The 14759-nt window shown below is 61.8% G+C and carries 15 protein-coding genes; 9 read left to right on the top strand and 6 right to left on the bottom strand.

The features are described 5' to 3' along the window. Window positions 1-47: 47 nt before the first annotated feature. On the top strand, window positions 48-1172 hold the full coding sequence (locus ACTD9P_RS17915; protein WP_438868743.1) for an alkene reductase: 1125 nt from the start codon (window positions 48-50) through the stop codon (window positions 1170-1172). A 465-nt stretch (window positions 1173-1637) separates the two neighbouring features. Here the strand turns inward: ACTD9P_RS17915 and ACTD9P_RS17920 are convergent, their stop codons facing one another. Continuing rightward, window positions 1638-2636, bottom strand: coding sequence for an NAD(P)H-quinone oxidoreductase (locus ACTD9P_RS17920; RefSeq protein ID WP_438868744.1), 999 nt, complete (start codon window positions 2634-2636; stop codon window positions 1638-1640). 186 nt (window positions 2637-2822) lie between these two features. On the opposite strand from ACTD9P_RS17920, the gene ACTD9P_RS17925 reads away from it, so the two are divergent. After that, window positions 2823-3203 (top strand): DoxX family protein, encoded by a 381-nt coding sequence (locus ACTD9P_RS17925; RefSeq protein ID WP_438868745.1) that lies wholly within the window; start codon window positions 2823-2825, stop codon window positions 3201-3203. Window positions 3204-3264: 61 nt separating this feature from the next. On the opposite strand, the gene ACTD9P_RS17930 is transcribed toward ACTD9P_RS17925, so the two are convergent. The 4 genes from ACTD9P_RS17930 to ACTD9P_RS17945 form a co-directional block, all read right to left on the bottom strand. Beyond that, complete coding sequence (locus tag ACTD9P_RS17930; RefSeq protein ID WP_438868746.1) at window positions 3265-4083, bottom strand: alpha/beta fold hydrolase; 819 nt, start codon at window positions 4081-4083, stop codon at window positions 3265-3267. Between the two features lie 88 nt (window positions 4084-4171). Further along, window positions 4172-5563 (bottom strand): alginate export family protein, encoded by a 1392-nt coding sequence (locus ACTD9P_RS17935; protein WP_438868747.1) that lies wholly within the window; start codon window positions 5561-5563, stop codon window positions 4172-4174. Continuing rightward, the gene (locus tag ACTD9P_RS17940; RefSeq protein WP_438868748.1) at window positions 5560-6453 is read right to left on the bottom strand and encodes a VOC family protein; all 894 of its coding nucleotides are present in this window, start codon (window positions 6451-6453) and stop codon (window positions 5560-5562) included. The genes ACTD9P_RS17935 and ACTD9P_RS17940 overlap by 4 nt, the downstream gene beginning before the upstream one ends. Window positions 6454-6600: 147 nt before the next feature. Then, window positions 6601-7173 carry a LuxR C-terminal-related transcriptional regulator gene (locus ACTD9P_RS17945; RefSeq protein WP_138815063.1) on the bottom strand — a complete coding sequence of 191 codons (573 nt, stop codon included), beginning with the start codon at window positions 7171-7173 and terminating at the stop codon, window positions 6601-6603. A gap of 130 nt (window positions 7174-7303) precedes the next feature. Between ACTD9P_RS17945 and ACTD9P_RS17950 the strand changes: the two genes are divergently transcribed. From ACTD9P_RS17950 to ACTD9P_RS17960, 3 genes are read left to right on the top strand one after another with little or no spacing between them, the layout of a single operon-like run. Beyond that, window positions 7304-8482, top strand: coding sequence for an acetyl-CoA acetyltransferase (locus ACTD9P_RS17950; RefSeq protein ID WP_438868749.1), 1179 nt, complete (start codon window positions 7304-7306; stop codon window positions 8480-8482). Between the two features lie 3 nt (window positions 8483-8485). Next, complete coding sequence (locus tag ACTD9P_RS17955; RefSeq protein WP_438868750.1) at window positions 8486-10021, top strand: class I adenylate-forming enzyme family protein; 1536 nt, start codon at window positions 8486-8488, stop codon at window positions 10019-10021. A gap of 38 nt (window positions 10022-10059) precedes the next feature. Further along, window positions 10060-11385 carry an MFS transporter gene (locus ACTD9P_RS17960; RefSeq protein WP_438868751.1) on the top strand — a complete coding sequence of 442 codons (1326 nt, stop codon included), beginning with the start codon at window positions 10060-10062 and terminating at the stop codon, window positions 11383-11385. A 4-nt stretch (window positions 11386-11389) separates the two neighbouring features. Here the strand turns inward: ACTD9P_RS17960 and ACTD9P_RS17965 are convergent, their stop codons facing one another. After that, window positions 11390-11701 carry a hypothetical protein gene (locus ACTD9P_RS17965; protein ID WP_438868752.1) on the bottom strand — a complete coding sequence of 104 codons (312 nt, stop codon included), beginning with the start codon at window positions 11699-11701 and terminating at the stop codon, window positions 11390-11392. 202 nt (window positions 11702-11903) lie between these two features. Here ACTD9P_RS17965 and ACTD9P_RS17970 point away from each other — a divergent pair, with 202 nt between their 5' ends. The 4 genes from ACTD9P_RS17970 (at window position 11904) to ACTD9P_RS17985 (ending at window position 14473) form a co-directional block, all read left to right on the top strand. Then, window positions 11904-12560, top strand: coding sequence for a secretin and TonB N-terminal domain-containing protein (locus tag ACTD9P_RS17970; RefSeq protein ID WP_438868753.1), 657 nt, complete (start codon window positions 11904-11906; stop codon window positions 12558-12560). Next, window positions 12557-13102: an RNA polymerase sigma factor gene (locus ACTD9P_RS17975; protein ID WP_438868754.1), complete on the top strand. Its 546-nt coding sequence runs from the start codon at window positions 12557-12559 to the stop codon at window positions 13100-13102. The genes ACTD9P_RS17970 and ACTD9P_RS17975 overlap by 4 nt, the downstream gene beginning before the upstream one ends. Before the next feature lie 37 nt (window positions 13103-13139). Further along, window positions 13140-14066 carry a FecR family protein gene (locus ACTD9P_RS17980; protein ID WP_438868755.1) on the top strand — a complete coding sequence of 309 codons (927 nt, stop codon included), beginning with the start codon at window positions 13140-13142 and terminating at the stop codon, window positions 14064-14066. Window positions 14067-14218: 152 nt separating this feature from the next. Further along, window positions 14219-14473, top strand: coding sequence for a hypothetical protein (locus tag ACTD9P_RS17985; protein ID WP_219267436.1), 255 nt, complete (start codon window positions 14219-14221; stop codon window positions 14471-14473). Window positions 14474-14759 lie beyond the last annotated feature (286 nt).

Genomic DNA, 14759 nt, shown 5'->3' on the forward strand with positions numbered 1-14759 from the left:
CAAGAGCCGCCAACGCTTTTGTTCGCCCTGAATTTGGACAGTGACTCATGACTATGCGTGTTTTAAATACCCCGGTAAAACTGGGGCATCACACCTTGAATAACCGGGTTGTGCTGCCGCCCTTGACCCGTCAACGCAGTGCGCAACCTGGCGACATAGCTACTGACCTGATGGCCGAGTATTACCGCCAGCGCGCCACTGCCGGGTTTATGGTCAGTGAAGGCACGCAGATCGAACCGCGTGGTCAAGGCTACGCGTGGACGCCAGGTATCTACACAGCTGCGCAGATCGACGGCTGGCGCAAAGTCACCGAGGCGGTGCATGCCGAAGGCGGGGTGATTTTCGCTCAGTTGTGGCACGTCGGTCGTGTGTCCCATAACGCCCTGCAGCCAGAAGGGTTGGCACCGGTCGCGCCCTCTGCGTTACCGGCTGAGCAGGCGAAAGCTTTTATCGAAACCGGCCCTGGCGTGGGCGAATTGAAACAGCCGCCGGTGCCGCGCGCATTGAGCGTGCTGGAGATCGAGGAACTGGTGGGGCACTACGCCCAGGCGGCACGCAATGCCTTGGACGCCGGTTTTGATGGCGTGGAAATCCATGCTGCCAATGGCTACCTGGTCAACCAGTTCATCTCTGCACATGCCAACCAGCGCGACGACGAATACGGCGGCTCATTGCACAATCGCCTGCGCTTTCTGCGCGAGATCGTTGAAGCCGTGACGGCCGTGGTCGGGCCTGAGCGCCTTGGCGTGCGTTTTTCACCGTTGTTCAGCGGCACGGATCAGGACCGCGTGTATATCGGTCTGGTGGAACAAGACCCGCATCACACCTATATCGAGGCGATCAAGGTGCTGGAGGCGTCGGGCATTGCCTACGTGTCCATCGCTGAAGCCGACTGGGACAACGCCCCAGACCTGCCTGAAACCTTCCGCCAGGCGGTGCGCAGCACCTTCAGCGGGCGCATCATCTACGCCGGGCGTTACACCGCTGAGCGCGGTGCAAAGCTGTTGGAGTCGGGGCTGGCGGACCTGATCGCATTCGGTCGCCCGTTCATTGCCAACCCGGACCTGCCACAGCGGCTTTTCAATGGCTGGCCATTGAACCCGCTGCGGGCGGAGGGCATGTACGGCGGCTCGGCGCAGGGCTATACCGATTACCCGGTGTACGCCGGGTAATCACGTCAAGCCACTGCGATGGCGGTGGTTCAGGTGATTTATATTTCGCCCGTGCCGCCGCCTTCGCAGCCTCGCTGGGGCTCGACAGCTCCCACATTTGAGCTTTGTCGCTGGGTGAATCTGCGTTCGATGCGATGGCCCTGCTGACAGAGAGCTGAGCAGCAAAGCCGATCTACTGTGGGAGCTGTCGAGCTTTAGCGAGGCTGCGAAAGCGGTGGGTCAGGCAACTTTTATGTCGCATGTGCCGCCGCTTTCGCAGCCTCGCCGGGGCTCGACAGCTCCCACATTTGATCTTTATCGCTAGTGAAATCTGCGTTCGACGCGATGGCCCTGCAAACCGAACCCCCAGCAACATTGCCGATCCCCTGTGGGAGCTGTCGAGCTTTAGCGAGGCTGCGAAGGCGGTGGGTCAGGCAACAAATGTATCGCCTATGCCGCCGCTTTCGCAGCCTCGCCGCGGCTCGATTACTTAACTTGCAACACGATCTTGCCGATATGGTCGCCGCCTTCCATTCGCGCATGGGCCTGGGCGGCGTCGGTGTATTCATACACTTTGTCGATGATCGGCAGGCAGCGCCCGGCGGACAGCACCGGCCATATGTATTCGCGCAGCTGCTCAGCGATTGCGGCTTTTTCGTCCTTGGTGCGAGCGCGCAGCAACGAACCGGTGATGACGGCGCGTTTGCCGAGGATGGTCAGCAGGTCGACGTCATTGGCTTTGCCGCCGCCGAGAAAGCCCAGCATCACCAAGTGCCCGTCCATGCCCAGGGCTTTGAGGTTGTTGTTCAGGTAGGAGGCTCCCATGATGTCGAGGATCACGTCGACGCCCTGGTCGTCGGTCTTCTTGGCGATGACCTCGGCAAAGTCCTGCTCGCGGTAATTGATCGGCTCGGCGCCCAGTTTGGCAATCGCCGCGCATTTGTCGGCGCTGCCGGCGGTGGCGAACGCCTGGATGCCGAACTCCTGGCAGAGCATCAGCGCGGTGGTGCCGATGCCACTGGTGCCGCCGTGGATCAACGCGCGTTGGCCTGTGTGCGCGCCACCCAGGCCGAACAGGTTGGCCCATACGGTGAAAAAGGTTTCTGGCACGGCAGCGGCTTGAATCCAATCCATGCCTTCCGGAATCGGCAGGGCCTGGCTGGCGGGTACGGCGCAGAACTGTGCATAGCCGCCACCGTTGGTCAGGGCACAGACCTTGTCGCCCAGGCTGTATTCACTGACGCCGTCGCCCAGCGCAACCACTTCGCCGGCCACTTCAAGGCCCGGTATCGGGCTCATGCCGGGCTTCATCGGGTACTTGCCGGCGCGTTGCAGGGCATCGGGACGATTGACCCCGGCGGCATGCACGCGGATCAGAATTTCGCCGGGGCCGGGCGAGGGCACTGCAACCTGACGGGGCTGGAGAACCTCGGGGCCGCCGAAGGTGGTGATTTCAATCTGGGTCATGTCGTGGGGCAGTGTCATGTTCTGGATACCTGTAGCGATGAGCGTATGAAGTAGGACCGCAGCCGGTGGTGGTTGATTCAACCGGGGCGGTTTGTGTGGCGCCCAGCATAGCCGGCTCTTCACCATAAGGTCAGCACAGGCTTGCAAGCCCGGGCTCGGCTCTGCGGACACAATCGACGTCGGTTTCTTTTATGGACGTTGCAGATGAATGAATCTAAAAGCCAGGCGCTTGGGCTGCTGTTTCTACGAGTGAGTGCATCGCTGTTCTTGCTGTGGGTGCATGGGTTGCCCAAACTGCTCGACTACAGCCAACAATTGACACTGATCGAAGACCCGTTCCACCTCGGCGCCAATGTCACGTTATGCCTGGCGATTGGCGCTGAAGTCCTCTGCCCGTTGCTGATTATCGCCGGGGTCTGGGTGCGCCTGGCCTGTTTGCCGATCCTCGCTGTGCTGCTGGTGGCTTTGCTGGTAGTGCACCCCGAGTGGTCGCTGTTTGAAGGCCAGTTTGGATGGCTGCTGTTGATCCTGTTTTCCAGCATTCTGATCGCGGGGCCTGGTCGCCTGGCACTTGATCGCGGTTGAGCCTGAACGAAAAAAGACCGGGCAAGCCCGGTCAAGGAAAGGAGAGGGTCACGCCGTTGCTTCAGCGGTTGAGGAAGGCCAACAAGTCTTCGTTCAACTGCTGGGTGTGAGTGGCGGCAAAACCATGGGGCGCATCCTTGTAGACCTTCAATTGCGCACCTTTGATCATCTGCGCCGCCACTTTGCCGGTGGTCTCGAACGGCACGATCTGGTCACCATCACCGTGGATTACCAGGGTCGGCACATCGACCTTGGCCATGTCCGGGCGGAAGTCGGTTTCGGAGAATGCCGTGACGCAATCAACCGTCGATTTGAGCGATGCCTGCAAGGCAATCTGCAAGGTCTGGGTGAGCACGCCCGGCGAGACCTTCTGCCCTTGGTTGATGCTAAAGAACGGGGTATTGAAGTCGCTGATAAACTGCGCGCGGTCCTTCAGCAGCCCGGCCTTGATACCGTCGAACACATCGGTGGGCACGCCCTGCGGGTAGTCGGCTTTCTGACCGAAGATCGGCGTCACGGCACCCAGCAGTACCAGGCCGGCTACGCGTGCATTGCCATGGCGGGCGATGTAGCGAGCAACGTCGCCGCCGCCCATGGAGAAGCCCACCAGGGTCACGTCGGTGAGGTCCAGGTGTTCAATCAACTGGGCAATGTCGTCGGCGAAGGTGTCGTAGTCATTGCCGGTCCAGGGTTGGTCAGACCGGCCAAAACCACGGCGGTCGAAGGCGATGGTGCGAAAACCGCGGCTGCTGAGGTATTCCATCTGGTATTCCCACATATCCGCATCCAGCGGCCAGCCATGGCTGAACACTACCGGTTTACCGCTGCCCCAGTCCTTGAAGTAGATCTGGGTACCGTCTTTGGCAACGAATGTGCTCATGCATAACTCCTTGATTGAGGGGGGATGACTGCGCGTTACTATCGCCCTGTACGCGTCGAAGGGCTTGTACGCGTGTGCTTGCTTGGGGTTACCAACTGAATTTGAGCTCGACTCCCAGGTAATTGCTGTCGTCACCACCGGCTTCGCGCAGAGTGCGGCCCACCGCGTAATGCACGGCTTCGACCGCGCCGGCAAGGTTCGGCGTGAAGGCGTAGTCGGTGCGCAATTGAGCGTAGGCGCCGGTCCAGCGTTCACCTTTGCCGGCGGTGCCGGCCACCGGCAAGTTCGGTTGGGTATAGACCGCGTCGTCGGTGGTCTGTCGCCAGAGCAGGCCGATGGCAGTCTGTACGCTTAGTTTGGCAATGGGCTTGACGGTGATCGACGGTTTGACGTGGATCAGGTTGCTGTAGCCGGTATAGCCGGCGAGTGAAAAATAGTAGCCGTTGGGAAACAGCGGGTTGAACGTGCCGACGGTAGCGTCACCCGCTTTGCGGTCGCCGGAGGCGATATCCAGCTGCACGCCGAACCGTGGTTTCCAGGCCAGGTCGTCGAACGTATAGCCCGTACGACTGCCAGCGGCCCAGGCGCGAATCGACTTGCTGCCCACCGACCCCCTTTGCAGCATCGCCTCGATATCCCAATCGAAGCCCTGGGCTGCGCCGCCCAGGCGGGCGTCGATGAACTGGCGGGTTTCCTCGCCGTCGGCGTCCAGGTAGTGCGCAGCGCTGCGTTCATACACGCCGTAGTAGGCCGACAACTCATTGCTGCCGCCCACCAGTCGCTCGACCCGCAGCAGGTGAAAGCGCGCGTTGCTGTTGGAGCGGTCGTCGAAGGAGCTCTCGTCCTGATACTGCACCGGCTGGCTGGCGATTGCGATAAACCGCCAATGGGTGGTTTCCCAGTCGGCCCAGAGCGCATCGAACGACTGGCGCACATTCGGCCCATCCCGCGACGAGATAAAACGCTGCAAGTCGAAGGCGAAGTCCTGGCGGCCGATACGGCCCTTGAAGGTGCCGCTGCTGAAGGTGTTCACGTACTCGGCAAACGCCAGCCGCAAGTCGACACGGTTTTGATCGGCACCGCCAAGCGTGGTTTTGTCGTACGCCCGAGCATCTTCGAGTTGGGTGAACACCCGCCAGTTTTCGTCCAGGTGCAGGTCTGCGTGGATCTCAAAGCGCTGGATCAGGTAGCGATCAGGCTTCACATCGCGCACGCCGAAGCCACTGGCATCGTTCATCTCGAAACGTTCGCGCAAGCTCGCGCCCAACGACAGGTACGTCAACGGGTTGGCGCTTGACAGCGGGATGTACTTCAAATCGTCCAAAGGCTGCGTGCGCAGCACCGGGTCTTGCAGCACCGACCAGTTTTCCTGCCAGCGGTTGGTTTTGAGCACCGGTCGGGTGGCTTGCTCCTCGGCGTGGGCGCTGGCGGTGAGCAACGGCCACAACACGGCCAGGCCCCAGGGTGTACGACGATTCATTTTGCCGCGCTGAGCTGGTGAATTTCCGCGACGTATCCACCGGGGAATTCGACCATTGCGCTGCGCCGCCCTTGGCTCGCGAACGCCGGTACCAGCACAGTCGCGCCTGAGCCTGTGGCTTTGGCCAGGGTCGCCGTCAGGTCGTCGACCTGGTAACCGGTGGTCTCATGGCCGAACGGGTAGGGCAGTTGACCGTTGGTCACCAGTACGGCCATGCGACCGAACGGCGATTGCAGATCGACACGCCGGTAGACGCCGCCCTGGCCGATATCGATACCCGGTGCGTGTTTATTGTCAGCCAGGACGTTGCCATGGGAAAAACCGAGGAAAGCTTTGATAAATGCCTCGGCCCGCTCGGCAGGCAGGTACACGCGGTTTTCCGGCACCGTCTGAAACCCGGCGTAGTTCGGGGCCTGGGTGTGCCAGTAAAGCTGCATGTTCACACCGCCTGGCCACTGCACCACGGCATCGCGGCCGATGGGGTCGGGAAAGTCACTGACAATCACGGCTGCACCATTTTCCCGCGCGGCCTTGAGTGCCACGTCCATGTCCTTGACCAGATAACCGTTGCGCTCCTGGCCAAACGGATGCGGTATGGGGGTGCTGAAGCCGAACAGTGACACCGTACCGACGGGCGTCTGCAGCAATTGCGAGGTGGTACTGCTTGGCACTGGCAGTACGTTCACCACTACCTGTGGGGTACTTTTGCCACCGAAGGTCGCCAGGAAGCTCGTGGCAAAGCGGTCCACATCAGCCGGTGCCACATAGACGTGGCTGGTGTCGTACTGTGGCGCCACTGCCACGCTCGGGGTTGCTGCAAACGCACTGTTCATCATGGCCGCGGCCAACAGTGTCAATGCCAGGGTTACCCTATTCGCTTTTCTGCCCATGCCTGCTCTCCAGCCGTTTTTGGAAAGTCAGGAGCTTAGGCGGCCGGCACGGATGCGAATTGTACGGACGTGCTCGATGGAACACTTGAGGCAGGAAAGTCACGGGGCATAACAGGCGCTTTTTTCAGCGCGCAACCCTCTTTATTATCACGCCACCATAATAATCTTCGACACCAACTCCACCACCGTCTTGGCCTGCAACTTTCTCATCAAGCGCGCGCGGTGCACCTCCACCGTGCGGTGGGAGATCGCCAGGCGCAAGGCGATTTCCTTGGACTTGAGGCCATTGACGATGTGCATGGCGATTTCCCGCTCCCGTGGCGTGAGGTCGCCGGTGCCCTGGTGGGTGCGGTCCAGGCGCTCGAAGTGCCAGATCATCAGCTTGAACGGGTCTTTGGGCGTGAGGGTGTAGCCGTGGGACTTGGCCCAGAACACTTCGCCGTTCTGGTGCTGCATGAAACGCTCGTCGGAGTAGAAGCCGTTTTCGCTTTCCAGCAGCCAATCATGGCTACGCTTGCCAATGGCGTGGTAGTCAGCCTGGGAAGGGTAGATCAGCAGCGTCAGTTGGTTGACCAGCGCGTCGCGCGAATAGCCGAACAACTGCAGGAAAGCCTCATTACAGTCGACCATCACGCGGTTGCGGGTGACCAGTTGCGGCGCGGGGGAGAGCTGGAACGCCAGGCGTTCTATGTCGTGAAACTGCTGTGCAAACGCGTTCATTGGGCATCCTGCCTCATCGCTTTTCTCAACTGGGGCTACTTAGCCATGTAAGTAGTTGCACGAATTGGCGCGCGCCCAACGGTGGGTCATTGTAGGTAAATGTCCGCACCAAAAATAGAAGAAATTGATTATGCCAACTGATTGCGTCTCCATTGTTGCCGCCGGTCATTCACGTTTTGGTCGCCTTGAAGGCACCAGCCTGGAGGATCTGATCGTACAGGTCACCCGCGAAGCCCTGAAAGACGCGGCAATTGACGCGAGCGAGATCGACGCGTTGTTCCTTGGCCACTTCAACTCCGGGTTGGTGCCCGACGGGTTCCCGGCCTCCCTGCTGCTGCAGGCCGACCCTGGGCTGCGCTTCAAACCGGCGACCCGCTGTGAAAACGCCTGCGCGTCCGGCTCGGCGGCGATCCTGGCCGGGGTCCAGGCGATCCTGTCCGGCAGCGCCGAGCTGGTATTGGTGGTGGGCGCCGAAAAGATGACCCACACCACCACCGCCGAGGTGACCCAGGCCCTGGCCGGCGCCGGCTATCAGAACGACCCGGCCGAAGCGGGTTTGAGTTTCCCGCAGCTGTTCGGCCGTGCGGCGCGCCAGTACGCCGAGCGCTACCACTGCCCGCTGGGTTCGATGGCGGCCATCGCCACCAAGAACCACTCCAACGCCATGGCCAACCCGTTGGCGCAGATGCACCGGGTGATGGATTTCGAGCACTGCAACAACGTGTCCCAGAGCAACCCGTTTGTGGCCGAGTCGTTGCGCCTGACCGATTGCTCGCTGATCAGCGACGGCGCCGCCGCGATCATCCTGGCTTCGCCCAAGCGTGCGCGGGCGTTTCGCCGTGATGTGCAGATTCGCACGCTGACCCAGGTCAACGATTGCCTGCCGATTGCCCAGCGCGACATCCTCGCGTTTGAAGGCCCGCAACGCGCGATCCACACGGCGTTGCGCGGGGCGAATATCACCTTGGCCGACCTGAGTTTCGCCGAGGTGCATGATTGCTTCACCATCGCCGAACTGCTGATCTACGAAGCCATGGGCCTGGCACCCAAAGGTGAGGGGCACCGTGTGCTCGACAGCGGTGTGGTGCGCGCGGGCGGGCGGTTGCCGGTGAACCTGTCCGGCGGGCTCAAGGCCAAGGGGCATCCGGTGGGCGCCACCGGTGTGTCGATGCACGCCCTGGCGTTTCGCCAATTGACCGGCGAGCTGATCGGCCTGGCGGTACCCAACCCCGAATTCGGCCTGGTGTTCAACATGGGCGGGATGGCCGTGGCCAACTATGCCTCGGTTCTGCAAGCGCGGCGGAGCTGAGGCATGAACATTGCCAACTGGCTGCACGACACCCAGCGCCGCGACCCGCAACGCCCGGCGTTGTTTGAGGGCGCGCGGCAAGTCGCCGACTACGCGACCTTCACCGCCCATGTCCGCCAACGCGCCGCGCAATTGGTCGATCAATATGGCCTGGTGCCGGGCGATGCGGTGGCGCTGCTGATGAAGAACAGCTGCGACTACCTGGAAGTGCTCTACGCCATCTGGTGGCTGGGTGGCGTGGTGGTGCCGATCAACGCCAAACTGCACCCGGCAGAAGCCGCGTGGATTGCCACCAATGCCGAGGCCCGCCTGATCCTTACTGACGGCGGGCGGGTGTTCGCGTCATCCCGGGACCTGCCTGCGCGCTGCAAGGAGCTGGACGCTCATACGCTACCGCCGACCCGTGGCTGGCCGACCCTGGAGCAGCCGGCGCCGCGCCAGGATCAGGACCTGGCCTGGCTGTTCTACACCTCGGGCACCACCGGGCGCTCCAAGGGCGTGATGTTGTCCCACGGCAATCTGGTTGCCATGTCGCTGTGTTACCCCACGGATGTCGACCCAGTCAGTGCCGACGACGCAGCCGTGTATGCCGCGCCGATGTCCCACGGGGCGGGGCTGTACAACTTTATCCATGTGCGCTGCGGCGCTCGGCATGTGGTGCCGGCCTCCGGCGGTTTTGATGCCGGCGAGCTGTTTGGCTTGGCTACGGAGCTGGGCAATGTGTCGCTGTTTGCCGCGCCGACCATGGTCAAGCGCATGGTCGAACAGGCACGGCGCCAGGGTTATGGCGGCGACGGCATCAAGACTATCGTCTACGGCGGCGGGCCGATGTACCTGGCTGATCTGCGCGAGGCACTCGACACCTTCGGCCCGCGCTTGGTACAGATCTACGGCCAGGGCGAAAGCCCGATGACCATCAGCGTATTGCCCCGCGCGGTGATTGCCGACCGCCAGTGTGCAGGTTGGTCAGCCCTGGCGGCGTCTGTCGGCCACGCGCAAGCCTGTGTCGAAATCCGCATTCTCGATGCCCTGCACCAACCGCTGCCCCCCGGCGAGCGCGGTGAAATCGCCGTGCGCGGCGCCACGGTGATGCAAGGTTATTGGCGCAACCCAGAGGCTACCGCGCAAGCCCTGGTGGATGGCTGGTTGCTCACTGGCGATATCGGCTTTCTCGACCCGGCCGGCTACCTGACCCTCACCGACCGCTCCAAAGACGTGATCATCAGCGGCGGCAGCAATGTGTACCCGCGTGAAGTCGAGGAAGTGCTGGCGCAGCATCCTGACGTGTCCGAGGTGTGTGTGGTCGGCGAGCCGGACGCGCAATGGGGCGAGTCCGTGGTGGCCTTTGTGGTCACGCGCAGCGGGCAGGCGCTGGATGAGGCCGAACTCACCGCGTGGTTTTTGCAGCGCATGGCGTCCTTCAAGAAACCCAAAAAGTACGTGTTCAGAGCTGATTTGCCCAAGAACAGTTACGGCAAAACCCTCAAGACCGACTTGCGGCAGTGGTTGAAAGCAGCGAGTATCGCCGCGCTTTCCTAGCTTTTCATGGACAGAACAACCGACAAGGAGTCCCTTCGATGGGCAATACAGCGCAAGACACGCAGCGCAAGCGCCGCCGTGCATTTCTCGGTGCCACCTCCGGCCACTTGATCGAGTGGTACGACTATGGCGTCTACGGCTTTCTCGCCGTGTACATCGGCCAGGCGTTTTTCGTCTCCGATGACCCTACCACCAGCCTGCTCGCCAGTTTCGCGGCGTTCGCCCTGAGCTTCTTTATCCGGCCTTTGGGCGGGCTGTTCTTTGGCCCGCTGGCGGACAAGATCGGTCGGCGCAAAACCCTGATCATGGCGCTGGTGATGATGACCGGTTCCACTGTAATGCTGGGCCTGTTGCCCACTTACGCGACCCTTGGCATCGCCGCGCCAATCCTGCTGATCCTGGTGCGCTGCGTGCAGGGTTTTTCGGCGGGCGGCGAAATCGGCACCGTCACCAGTTTTATCTCTGAATATGCAGGCCCCGGCCGGCGTGGTTTTGCCACGTGCTGGCTGATGGTCACCGCCGTGCTCGGCCTGCTGCTGGGTGGCGCCGTGGCTAACGGCATGACCTGGATCCTCGGCGCCGAGATGATGCAGGAATGGGCCTGGCGCGTGCCGTTCCTGATCGCGGCGCCGTTGGGCTTTATCTCCATGTACATCCGCCTCAAGCTCGAAGACAGCCCGGAGTTTCTGGCCCTGCAACGCGCCGGGCAAACCTCCCGCGCGCCGCTGCGCGAAGTCTGGCAGTGGAAGCGCGCCATCGCCCTGGTGTTCTTCATCATCACCTTGCACAGCTCGATCTTCTATCTGGTGCTGACCTTTGCCTCGACCTACATGGCCAAGATCCTCAAGTTCGACAGCGGCACCACCTTGCTCTATGTGTTTGTCGCCAGTTTCTCGGCGGCATTTGTAATGCCGTTTGGCGGCGCCTTTACCGACAAGTACGGGCGCAAGCCGTTTCTGATGGTGATCGGCACGTTGGCCACGCTGGCGATGTTCTGGCTGTTCAAGTCGGCACCCACCGCCACGCCCGCGTCGTTCTTTGCGCCGTTGATGGCGGTGGCGATCCTGTTTGGGCTCTACGCCTCATCCACCTACGCGCTGATGAGTGAGTTGCTGCCTACGCGCATTCGTTCCACCGGGATTGCCGTGGCCTATAACGTGCCGGTCGCGGTGTTTGGCGGCAGCGCGCCGCTGATCTCCACTTGGCTGATCAAGGTCACGGGCGACATCACCTCGCCGTGGTACTTCTACGTGGCCACCGGTGTGGTGTCGCTGATTGCCTTGGTGGTGTTGCGCAAAGAGGACTTTGTTGCCAGCGGTAGCCCGGTGGTTGTGCCGCCTGCGGCGGCAGCAGCGCTGGCCTGATTGCTCAGGGGCGTTGGGGTTTGACCGACGTCCCGAACGTATTGCCCATGCGGTTACTGGTCGCCGCCGGTGTGGCTAACCCCACCTGGTTTGGCGGCCGTTTGTGTACCGGGAGGTTCTGCGCCTCGCGGTTCTTTTGCGCGGCCTTGGCCGCGTCCGGGTCATTGCCCATCTGCTGGCTCAGGCAGCCATAGTCGGGCGCCTTGTAGCCATCCACAGTGACTTCCGTGCAGCCTTTGGCAGCGGATTCGGCGTGGGCGGCCAGTGGCAATGCGATGCACAGCAACAGGCCGGCGAGTAGAGTGAAACGCTTCATCGGAGCCTCCTGGCAGGCCCGCACAGAGGGGCCATTAGTGCTGCAAAGTGTAGTGCAGCGGGCTTGCCGTCACCGTGATGTTTTTTTTGCTATCACCGTAACATCAGGTTCATAAACTGGCCTCAGGATGACGGTTTTCAAGGACACGTCAGCCGTGCAGCGATGCCGCGTGGAGGGTGAACAGGGAGGCTGGAAGCGCGCCATGGGTGCCCTGGCCTTGCTGTTGCTGTTGGTTGGCGTAACGCCCGCAACTGCCGCGCCACCGCTGCTGACGCTGGACCTGCCGGCGCAGGACTTGGAGCACGCACTGCATGCCTACAGCCGCGCCACCGGGATGGCGGTGCTGGTCGACCGTGATTTGACGCGGGGCCGGCGTTCCATCGCTGTACGCGGGCGGTTCACTGCGCAGGAGGCGCTGGCGCTGTTGCTGACGGGGAGTGGCCTGATGGCGCGTTATGCCCGCGATGATGCGGTTACCCTGCAAGTCCCGCCGACCCCGGCGCCTTCGTTGCGGGGTGCGTCAGCGCGCAACACCGCGCACATCAACAACAGTTACGCCGCCGCGCTGCAACAGGCGATCGAGGCCAGCCTGTGCCGTTCGCCCCTGACCCGGCCCGGCAGTTTCCGGGCGTTGGTGCAGGTGTGGGTCAATGCCCAGGGAATGATTGAACACAGCCGGCTGGTCAGCTCCACCGGCGATGAACAACGCGATGAAGCACTGGTGCGCGGCCTTGGTTCAACCCAGGTCGAACGCCCGGCACCCAGTTCGCTGCGCCAGCCGGTGACTTTACTTTTGATGCCCGACACAACAGGAATACGCATGGAATGCACAGCAGGGACGGGAGCCGCGGGCGGATGAAAAACACCGGGCACAGTGCGATGGTCAGTTTGTTTCTGGCCTCCTATGAAGACTTCAAGGTGCGCCTGCGCAAACGTCTGGGTTCGGAGGACCTGGCCAATGATGTGCTGCACGAAACCTACCTGCGGGTCGACCGCATGGACGTGCCGCCGAACCTGCAACAACCCAACGCCTACCTGTACCGCATGGCCCTGAACATCGCCGCCGACCGCCGCCAGGCGGATGCGCGCCTGCTCACCGGCAGTGAGGTCGAGCAGTTGCTGCAAAGCGCCGACGAGGCCCAGGACCCTTCGCGAGTCGTGGGTGGCCAGAAAGAGATCCAGTCCCTGGTCAAAGCCCTTTATGAACTGCCGGCGCGCCGACGCAAGATACTGATCGCTGCACGCCTGGAAGAAGCGCCGCACCTGGAAATCTCCCAGCGTTTTGGCATATCCACGCGCATGGTCGAGAAGGAAATCAAGGCAGCCTTGGGCCACTGTGCCAAGCGTCTGGAAAGAAAAGTGATTCAGCGGTTCGGTCCCGGGGCCGGAAAACCGTCTTAGTGTCGAGTCCCTGATAAAACCGTGAGTATGTGCGCGCTTGAACATTTTCAGCTTCCCCTCCACTCGGCAATCGCCCGCTGACCCTGTGCATGATCAAGCCCGTGATTGGTTGCTGTTGCTGACCTCGGGCCGAGCCACCGTGGCCGATGCCAAAGCGTTGCAGGCCTGGATCGCGCAAAGCCCGGCGCATGCCCAAGCGTTCGAGCAGGCCAAGCTGCTGTGGCGGCAATTGGGCGCGGCCACTGAACAGTCGGCACCGTCCCGTCAGTTTGGGCGCCGTGCATTCCTGGGCGGGGCGATTGCAGCCACGGCAGCGGTGGTGATGGTGCGTGTTGGTGTGCCGGGCGGGTTTGCCGGGTTAACGGCCGACTATCGCACCGAGGTGGGTGAGCAGCGCCAGGTGGCGTTCAGCCAAGGCGTCAGCCTGGAGCTCAACACACAGACGCGCATCAGCCGGGTCGGGCAGGGGATTGAGTTGCTTGAAGGCGAAGTCGAAGTGCTCGCCCAATTGGCGCAACCGCTGAAGGTGCAGGCAGGCGAGGGCTGGGTAAGTGCGGCGCAGGCGCGGTTCAATGTGCGTAACACCGACCGCAATGTGTGCGTGACCTGTATCGAGGGTTCGCTGACGGTGGACGTTTCCGGGCGCAGTGTGCGCTTGGAAAATGGCCGGCAACTGACGTATGGCGCGGGCCGTGTGGGCGAGCCGGTTGCGGTGGATGCGCAGGCGGTAGTCGCTTGGCGTGAGCAGGTGCTGGTGTTCAACAACGCGACGTTGGCGACGGTGGTGGATGAGATCAATCGTTATCGGCCGGGGATGTTGGTGTTGCTTAATAAAGAACTGGGGCAGCGGCGGGTGCAGGCGCGGTTCAGTTTGCAGCAACTGGCGGGCGTGGCGCTGTTGATTCGGGATGCGTATGGGGCCAAGTGTACGGAGTTGCCGGGTGGGGTGGTGTTGCTCAGCTGAGATCGTTCCCGCGCTCTGTGTAGGATTTTTTCCTCGATGCCTGTAGGTGTCTTCTCGTTGTGTTTTTTCGGCCTCTTTGAACATCTGCCCAATCACACTGGCGGTGTTTATAGTCACTGCTGGGAAAAAACACGGCAGGGAGCCGATCATTCATGAATATCCGCAAAAAGCATCTTCAGGGGCAGGCAGTACAGCCAGCTTGTCTTTCACATTCGGGGCATCGCCTGCGGGTGGCGCTCAAAGCCTGCGAAATTCCTCCGACGGCGTTTGCCGAGTGGTTGCGCATCAGTCCGCAACGTTTGAACAATTGGTTTTTGCGGGGTTTGCCGGATGTGCATGTGGAGGAATTGGCGCGGCTGTTAAGTTTGAGCAAGGCGTGGCTTGAGACGGGGGAAGGGGAGCCGTAGGTTGGGCTGGAGGGGGCATATCCATTTGCTTTGTCATGGCCGCCCAGGCTCGGCATGCCCGCACTCCGGCCATCGTGGTTAACGGGGCGACTCTCAGATCTAAAGCAGAGCAAGATCAAGTTCTACAGCACGGCGGCCTGAAAGCCGACCTGAGTGGTTGAAGCAAGAGCCAGATCAAGTGCAAAGCAACAGCCTATCTACCTGATGCAACGCGGTCTGAATGTGGGAGCGGGCTTGCTCGCGAATGCGGTGGGTCAGTGACAGTTGAATTGACTGACCCACCGCA

The sequence above is a fragment of the Pseudomonas onubensis genome (assembly GCF_965653655.1).
In the GTDB taxonomy this organism is placed as follows: domain Bacteria; phylum Pseudomonadota; class Gammaproteobacteria; order Pseudomonadales; family Pseudomonadaceae; genus Aquipseudomonas.

Bases quoted from the DNA above. Each gene is read 5' to 3' on its own strand.
- ACTD9P_RS17915 (WP_438868743.1), top strand. From the start codon at position 48: ATGACTATGCGTGTTTTAAATACCCCGGTAAAACTGGGGCATCACACC.
- ACTD9P_RS17920 (WP_438868744.1), bottom strand. From the start codon at position 2,636: ATGACACTGCCCCACGACATGACCCAGATTGAAATCACCACCTTCGGC.
- ACTD9P_RS17925 (WP_438868745.1), top strand. From the start codon at position 2,823: ATGAATGAATCTAAAAGCCAGGCGCTTGGGCTGCTGTTTCTACGAGTG.
- ACTD9P_RS17930 (WP_438868746.1), bottom strand. From the start codon at position 4,083: ATGAGCACATTCGTTGCCAAAGACGGTACCCAGATCTACTTCAAGGAC.
- ACTD9P_RS17935 (WP_438868747.1), bottom strand. From the start codon at position 5,563: ATGAATCGTCGTACACCCTGGGGCCTGGCCGTGTTGTGGCCGTTGCTC.
- ACTD9P_RS17940 (WP_438868748.1), bottom strand. From the start codon at position 6,453: ATGGGCAGAAAAGCGAATAGGGTAACCCTGGCATTGACACTGTTGGCC.
- ACTD9P_RS17945 (WP_138815063.1), bottom strand. From the start codon at position 7,173: ATGAACGCGTTTGCACAGCAGTTTCACGACATAGAACGCCTGGCGTTC.
- ACTD9P_RS17950 (WP_438868749.1), top strand. From the start codon at position 7,304: ATGCCAACTGATTGCGTCTCCATTGTTGCCGCCGGTCATTCACGTTTT.
- ACTD9P_RS17955 (WP_438868750.1), top strand. From the start codon at position 8,486: ATGAACATTGCCAACTGGCTGCACGACACCCAGCGCCGCGACCCGCAA.
- ACTD9P_RS17960 (WP_438868751.1), top strand. From the start codon at position 10,060: ATGGGCAATACAGCGCAAGACACGCAGCGCAAGCGCCGCCGTGCATTT.
- ACTD9P_RS17965 (WP_438868752.1), bottom strand. From the start codon at position 11,701: ATGAAGCGTTTCACTCTACTCGCCGGCCTGTTGCTGTGCATCGCATTG.
- ACTD9P_RS17970 (WP_438868753.1), top strand. From the start codon at position 11,904: ATGGGTGCCCTGGCCTTGCTGTTGCTGTTGGTTGGCGTAACGCCCGCA.
- ACTD9P_RS17975 (WP_438868754.1), top strand. From the start codon at position 12,557: ATGAAAAACACCGGGCACAGTGCGATGGTCAGTTTGTTTCTGGCCTCC.
- ACTD9P_RS17985 (WP_219267436.1), top strand. From the start codon at position 14,219: ATGAATATCCGCAAAAAGCATCTTCAGGGGCAGGCAGTACAGCCAGCT.